The 7331-nt window shown below is 64.4% G+C and carries 7 protein-coding genes and 1 pseudogene; all 8 read left to right on the top strand.

From position 1 onward, the window contains the following. Positions 1–347: pseudogene (locus tag Q4E95_RS09745) on the top strand (peptide ABC transporter substrate-binding protein); the annotation flags it as partial. Between the two features lie 3 nt (positions 348–350). Next, positions 351–1307, top strand: a complete 957-nt coding sequence (locus tag Q4E95_RS09740) for an ABC transporter permease (protein ID WP_303383124.1) — start codon at positions 351–353, stop codon at positions 1305–1307. Next, positions 1304–2245, top strand: coding sequence for an ABC transporter permease (locus Q4E95_RS09735; protein WP_303383123.1), 942 nt, complete (start codon positions 1304–1306; stop codon positions 2243–2245). The genes Q4E95_RS09740 and Q4E95_RS09735 overlap by 4 nt, the downstream gene beginning before the upstream one ends. After that, on the top strand, positions 2246–3991 hold the full coding sequence (locus Q4E95_RS09730; RefSeq protein ID WP_303383122.1) for an ABC transporter ATP-binding protein: 1746 nt from the start codon (positions 2246–2248) through the stop codon (positions 3989–3991). A gap of 25 nt (positions 3992–4016) precedes the next feature. Then, a complete protein-coding gene (locus tag Q4E95_RS09725) occupies positions 4017–5180 on the top strand; it encodes a serine hydrolase domain-containing protein (RefSeq protein WP_303383121.1) in 1164 nt (387 codons plus the stop codon). Positions 5181–5214: 34 nt separating this feature from the next. After that, positions 5215–6255, top strand: coding sequence for an enoyl-CoA hydratase/isomerase family protein (locus tag Q4E95_RS09720; protein WP_303383120.1), 1041 nt, complete (start codon positions 5215–5217; stop codon positions 6253–6255). A 62-nt stretch (positions 6256–6317) separates the two neighbouring features. Then, the gene (locus Q4E95_RS09715) at positions 6318–6626 is read left to right on the top strand and encodes a type II toxin-antitoxin system Phd/YefM family antitoxin (RefSeq protein WP_303383119.1); all 309 of its coding nucleotides are present in this window, start codon (positions 6318–6320) and stop codon (positions 6624–6626) included. 95 nt (positions 6627–6721) lie between these two features. Beyond that, positions 6722–7195, top strand: a complete 474-nt coding sequence (locus tag Q4E95_RS09710) for a type II toxin-antitoxin system RelE/ParE family toxin (protein ID WP_368660325.1) — start codon at positions 6722–6724, stop codon at positions 7193–7195. Positions 7196–7331: the final 136 nt, after the last annotated feature.

Raw genomic sequence — 7331 nt, 5'->3', positions numbered from 1 at the left:
TGCAGTACCCCTTCTCCCAGGACTTTTGGTACACCCGAAATTTCCTGCCCCAGACCGCCAATGGCACGGTCCCGGACGCGCCCTTCAACGAGACGCACTGGTCGGATCCGGAATTCATCGCCCTGTACAACCAGGCGCGCGCCACCCTGGACGACGATGAACGCAACCGACTGGTGGCACAGGCGCAGGAAACGCTCCACAATGACGGCGGCTACATCGTGTGGGGATTCTTCAATCAGGCAGACGCGTACCAGAAGTACGTGGGCGGGGCGATCGAACACCGCGCGGGCATGCCCGTGAGCGGGTTCCAGTTCCGTCTGCTCTGGATCTCCGAGGAAAGCGAGTAACCCGTGGGACGAATGATTCTCAAACGCCTGGGCATCTCGATCTTCGTGCTGCTTGCGGTCTCCGTGCTCGTTTTTATCTTCACCCTGCTGCTACCCGGGGATCCGGCGCAGGCGATCCTCGGTCAACAGGCCACACCGGAACGCCTCGCGGCACTGCGTGAACAGCTCAACCTCAACGACCCTTGGTACGAGCGGTATTTCACGTGGCTGGGTGGCCTGCTCGTGGGTGATCTGGGAACCTCGGCGGCCACGGGCGGTTCGGTCAATGAGCTGCTGGGGCAGAAGGTCTCGGCCTCGGTGCTGCTGATGATCATTGCCGCGCTCATCTCCATCCCGGTGGGCCTGCTGCTCGGCACCTGGTCCGCCATGCGCCGCGGCCGCACCACCGACCACGCGCTGACGGGTTTCTCCCTCGTGTTGGCGGCGTTGCCCGAGTTCGTGATCGGTATTGCGCTGACCACGCTGTTGTCCACCACGGTGTTCCAGCTGCTGCCCTCCGTGACCATGGCGGCCCCGGGAACCCGGGTGTGGGATTATCCGCTGCAGTTGGTGCTTCCCGCGCTGACCCTGGTGCTCGTGGTGGTCCCGTACATGATCCGCATGACCCGGACCACCATGCTGGACGTGCTCGATTCCGGCTATGTGGAAATGGCTCGGCTCAAGGGTGTTCCCGAACGCCAGGTGATCATGAGGCACGCGCTGCCCCACGCGATCGGCCCGGTCGCCCAGGTCGTGGCCATGCAACTGGCGTGGCTGGCCGGGGGCATTGTGGTGGTCGAGTTCCTCTTCCGCTATCCCGGTCTGGGCCAGGCCATGGTAGACGCGGTCCAGATCCGCGACGTGCAGGTGGTCCAAGCACTGTCCATGATCATTGCCGCGTTCTACGTGATCGTGAACCTCATTGCGGATGTGATCGGCATCCTGGCCAATCCCAAGCTGCGGACGGAGTCCAACAAATGAGCGCGCAGAACCAGCAACCGGTGACGCCGGAAACCCCCGTCACCCCAGCCGCGGCGAGTTTCGAACCGGCAGGCTCGCGCGGGGATACTCGTCCGGTCTCCTTCTTCCGCCGGTTTCTTTCCCAACCGGAGGCCAAGTTCGGCCTGGTGCTGACCGGGCTGGTGCTCCTGGTGGCCATTGTGGGACCGTTCGTGGTGCCCGCGTGGACCGGTTACGGCCCCACTTCTTACGCGGGCAAACCGTTCCAGTACGACATTTTCGGCACGGACAACCTGGGTCGCGACGTGCTCTCCCGGTTCCTCGAGGGTGGTTGGCGGCTGCTGCTGTACTCGGCCCTGGCCACGCTGCTGGGCGTGGGACTGGGGGCCGTCCTCGGCATGCTCGCTGCCTTCCGCGGTGGTTGGTTGGATTCGGCCATCATGCGCACCGGTGACGTGCTGTTGGCCATCCCGCAACTGGTCTTCGCCATGCTCGCCATTACCGTGCTCGGCCCGCAGGGCTGGGTGCTCGTGGTGGTGATCGGCATCACCCACGCCCCGCGGGTGGCTCGCGTGATTCGCTCGGCCACCTCCGGTGTGGTCGCGGAGGACTATGTGCTCGCCTCCCAGATGTATGCGGTGCCGCAGTGGAAGATCCTGGGCCGGGACGTGGTCCCCAACATCATGGGCCCGCTCATGGTCGAGATGGGTCTGCGCATGACCTACTCCATTGGCGCAGTCGCGTCGCTGTCGTTCCTGGGCCTGGGCATGCAGCCACCCACCGCGGACTGGGGCCTGATGATCAACGAGAACCGCATTGCGCTCTCGCTCCAGCCGTGGGGTGTGATCCTGCCGGTCGTCGCGATCGCCGTTCTCACCGTGGGCACCAACCTCATTGCCGACGCCGTGTCGGGTGCCTCCGCGGGCCGCGCCAACGGTTCCGCGCGAAAGGACAAGTAAATGGCCACCACACTGACCGTTCCCAAGGCCACGGTGGCCACGGCCATTTCCGTGCGCGATTTGAGCCTGGGCGTCCACGGCGGGGAGCTGATTCTCAAGGACGTCAACTTCGACCTCATGCCCGGGCGCATTCTCGCTCTGGTCGGTGAGTCCGGTTCCGGTAAGACCACCGCCGCGCTGGCGTGCATGAACCACTTGCGTTCCGGTTTGGAACTGCGTGGTGGCTCGGTTCAGCTCCATCAAGGCGCCTCCCGGTTCTTCGACCAGAACATGGACCTGCTGACGTTGTCCGAAAAGCAGGTGCGCAGGTTGCGCGGCGGCACGATCGCCTACGTCCCACAGGATCCGGCGCTCTCACTCAACGGTGCCCTGCGCGTGGGGGAGCAGATCCACGAGGTGCTGCGCATCCACGAGTTCGGGCGCAACAATAAGCAACGCGAGGCACGGGTGGCCGAGGTGCTCGAAGAAGTCGGCCTGCCCAGCACCAAGAAGTACCAGCGCCGCTACCCCCATCAGCTGTCGGGCGGTCAGCAGCAGCGGATCGGCATTGCCATGGCCTTCGCGTGCCGACCCGCCGTGATCATCCTGGATGAGCCCACCACCGGATTGGACGTGGCCACCCAGGACCTCGTGCTCAAGACGATCTACGAGTTGACCACCAAGCATGATGTGGCCGGGCTCTACATCACCCACGACCTCGCCGTGGTCGCCCAGGTCGCCAACAGCGTGGCGGTCATGCTCCGCGGCGAGATCGTTGAACGCGGCCCCGCCGAGAAGGTTCTCTACCACCCGGACCACGACTACACCAAGACACTGTTGGCAGCCGTCCCGGACCTCGAGGGCAAGCGGGACATGGGCGGCGGCCCGCCCGTCAGCCCCGGCGCCACGATTCGCGCCCCGTGGGACAGCGGGCGTGACGACGACGCCGCCCGGCCGGGTGAGGCGCGCGCCGAACGTGACCGTGCGACGTCGTTGACCGATCGGTTGCCCGTCAACGAACCATTGGTCGCCGTGCGTGACCTGCGGCTGGCGTACGGGCCGGCGGTGATCCTGGACGGCATCGATCTGGATCTGACCGAAGGTCAGACCACCATGCTGTTGGGTGAATCCGGTTCGGGTAAGACCACGCTCTCGCGCAGTATCGCCGGCCTCAACGGCGCGTACACGGGCGAGGTGCGGTTGGCGGGCCAGGTGCTCGCGCACGGAACGCGCAAGCGCAGCAACGAGGACCGGAGGCGGATCCAGTACATTTTCCAGTCGCCGTTCTCGTCGCTGAATCCGCGCCGCAGCATTGGGGACTCGCTCGAGGTGCCGCTGGAAATGAGCGGCGGGATGTCCCGTAAGCAGCGGCGCGCCGCCGTGGCCGACGCCCTGGACGCCGTGCGGCTGGGGCGTAGCTACATCAACCGCCGGCCGGGCGAACTCTCCGGTGGTGAGCGGCAGCGTGCGGCGGTGGCGCGTGCGCTGGTGAATGCGCCGTCGGTGCTGATTTGCGATGAGATCACCTCGGCGCTGGACGTGTCCGTGCAGGCTTCCGTGATCGAACTGTTGCGGGAACTACAGCGCGATCGGGGGCTGGCCATGCTGTTCGTGACGCACAACATCGCTCTGGCGCGGCACGTGGCGCATAAACTCGCGGTGTTGGAGAAGGGGCGACTGGTCGATTACGGGCCCACGGATCACGTGCTGCGCAACCCGCGCCACGACTACACCAAGTCGTTGCTGGAGCACGTGCCCACGCTGTAGCGCGAGCGGGAAGGAAACGTCACCGATGACCGTTGAGAGTGCACAGGCTATGGTTGCCGAAACCCACTTGCCCGGTACCACGGGGCGGGTGATCCGCGAGGTCTTCGAGCAGCATTTGGGGAATGCATGCGGTGGTATGTCGTTCAGTGTGTACCGCGGCGGCGAGCCGCTGGTGCGGCTGCACGGCGGTTCGCAGGAACGGCGCGCGTCTGCCGATGACCCGGTGGAGACTCCGTGGACCGACGAGACCCTGGCCGTGATGTTCTCCGGAACCAAGGGGCTCGTGGCCACGGTGGCGGCCATGCTCGTGGACGATGGTGTGTTGGACGTGAACGCGCCCGTGGCCCGGTACTGGCCCGAGTTCGCCGCGGCGGGCAAGGAGAACGTCACGGTTGCGCAGGTGCTCAACCACACCGTGGGTTTGATTTACACGGACCCGGATCCCACGGACAGTTTTTTCAACCTGACCGCCCATTCCGAGATCCTGGCGCGGCAGAAGCCGGTGTGGGAGCCCGGATCCAAGGTGGCCTATCACGCCGTGACGTTCGGGTACCTGCTGGAGGCCGTTGCGCTGCGCATCACCGGCAAGCGAGCGGGGCAACTGCTGGCCGAGCGGATCGTGGAACCCTACGGGCTGGATCTCTACCTGGGGCTGCCGGAATCCCTGGAGCCTCGCGTGGCGCCCGTGTTCCGCGCGCCCGGCTACGCAATCAGCACGTTCTTGCGTGACCCAGAGCGCCGCGCGATCGTGGATCGGATGTACGGCGACGCACTGATGGGGGATGAGCTTCCCGCCAACTCGCGGGCCTTCCACGCGGCCGGTTTGGCGTCCGGAGGTGCGATCGGCGGGGCCGATTCGATTGCCCGGGCGTATTCGCTCGTTGAGTCCGGTGCGTTGGTTTCCGCACCCACGCGCGAGGTGTTCACCCGCACATGGTCCGAAGGCCTGGATGCCGTCAACGACCGCCCCCTGCGTTTCGGCCTGGGGTACGAACTGCAGGATCCCATCCACACGTACGGTCCTGTGGAGCGCGCCTACGGGCATTCCGGGGCGGGTGGGTGCCTGCACGGTGCGTGGCCGGACTACGGAATCGGGTTCTCGTTCCACACCAACGAGATGATTGCGGAGAACGTGGACCGCCGCGCCAAAGACTTGTTAGGCGCGCTGCGTAAAGCACTTGAATCCTGAGTTCTCCGAGGCCGGTCTCGATAGGGTGGTGACCATGACCACATCTCAGGAGAATTTTGTCCGGGCAGAAATCGTGGGCGGCACCGGAGTGCTCACGCTCACGCGCGAGAAAGCACTCAATGCGCTGAGCCGTTCCATGTACCACCAGATCGCCGGAGCCCTTCAGGACTGGGCCAAGGACCCGGCCATCACACAGGTGATCATGCAGTCCACCCTGCCCAAGGCCCTGTGCGCCGGCGGTGACATCAAGGAGGTCCGCGAGGCCGCTCTGGATGGCCGCTCGGACGAGGTCGAGGACACCTTCGGCACCGAGTACGCCATGGACAACCTGATTGCCGAATACCCCAAGCCGTACGTGGCCATGATGAACGGCATTGTGATGGGCGGCGGCATGGGCATCTCGGTCCACGGCTCGCACCGCATTGTCTCCGACACCACCCAGATGGCCATGCCCGAGACGGCAATCGGCTTCTTCACGGACATCGGCGCCAGCTACTTCCTGCCGCGCGTCTCCCGGGAGACCGCCGACGGCGCTCGCGAGACCTCGCTGGAATTCGGCCGGTACCTGGGATTGTCCGGTGCCCGGTTCAACGGCGCCGACGCCATTGCCCTGGGTCTGGCGGACACCTACATCTCCTCGTCCGATGCTGAGGCTTTCGTGAAGCTGACCGTTTCCGACGGCGTGGACGCCGCGGTCGACAGGTTCGGTCAGGAACCGCCGGCCTCGGAGATCATCGTCAAGTGGGATGAGGTTCGGGAAAGCTACGGCGGTGATTCCCTCGAGGCGATCGTCGAGCGCGCCGGGAGCGACCTGGACGGCATGAGCCCCACGGCGCTGGTTCGCGTGTTCGAGCTGCTCAACGCGGGCGCCCAGGACGACGACGTGCGCTCCTGCCTCGAGCGCGAGCTCAGCATGGCCACGGCGGCCGCGCAGTCCGAGGAATTCCTGGAGGGTGTGCGCGCCCTGATGGTGGACAAGGACAAGAACCCGCAATGGTCCCCGGCCACGGTGGCGGAAGTGGACTCCGAGGAGATCCGCCGGGTGGTGGAGCGCAAGATCGAGCTGCCGTTCTGAGCACTCGCTCCCCGGCTGCCCCGAACGCTTATTCTATGTAGAAATATGTGTATATTTGACGCATGAGTACTTTGTCGATTTCGGATGCTTCGCGCGCGGGCGTATCTGCTTTGGTTTCTTCAGCTGAACAAGGTCACGATGTTGCTTTGGCGCGGCACGGGCGGGTTGTGGCCGAGGTAGTTTCTGCGGACGAGATGGAGGAACTTCGTCGCGATCGGGATACTCTCCGAGATGCGGCATTGGTCATGGCTCGCTTCGCTACGGATTCGGGGGTTCGTACGGACTTGGACCAAGCTCTGGAGGCTTTCGGCTTTACACGCGAGGAGCTCGAAGCAGAGCTGGCTGCTGACGTCAGCTCAACACGGTCGTGAACCTTCCAGCTTCACGCTGTGTAGTACGGCTAACCGAAGACGCAGTCACTGATCTGTTCCGCATGAAAAGGAAGGATCCGTCGATCCTTCGTGCAGTGTTCAAGAAGATGCTCCTACTGGAACGCTCGCCATTGGCGGGGGAACCACTTCTTGGGGCTCTGGTGGGTTTTCGAAAACTCGTGGTCGGTGATCGGCACTACAGAATTGTGTGGCGAGTCAAGGAGGAGCCGGGGGGATCTACAGTTCTCGAAATTTCGGAAGTCTGGGCGGTAGGAGTCCGTTCAGATTCCGAGGTCTACGAAGAAATGAAGGAACGGATCGCCCAACTTCGAACCCGCGGCGGGCCGGAGACAAAGCCCCTGGCGGACGTTATCAGTAGCACGGGGCGACTTTTCCAAGACATCTCGGTGAGTGAAGAACATTCACCGCCCAGCTCGCTTCCTGCGTGGCTCAAACGCGCACTGAGCGAGGAATTAAGACTGAGCGACGAGCAGATCGACGGGTTGTCCGAATCCGAAGCCAAGCAACTCATCATGGCTAAATGGAGCGGCCAGGGGCCTGAATACTGAGATAAGGCGCGGCTGCGCATCGTTGATGAGCAGCCGCCCCTTATCTGTTGCCGTGCTCTGAATCACCCCAACGGCGACGGGGTCTTGGACGTGTCCGGGGTCAGCGGGTCGGAGCCCACGGAGCCGCGAACGCGGG

It is taken from the genome of Kocuria sp., from assembly GCF_030536815.1.
GTDB classification, from domain to species: domain Bacteria; phylum Actinomycetota; class Actinomycetes; order Actinomycetales; family Micrococcaceae; genus Kocuria; species Kocuria gwangalliensis.
Note: the sequence above shows the minus strand (reverse complement) of the source record. Positions and strands in the feature narration are given on the sequence as shown.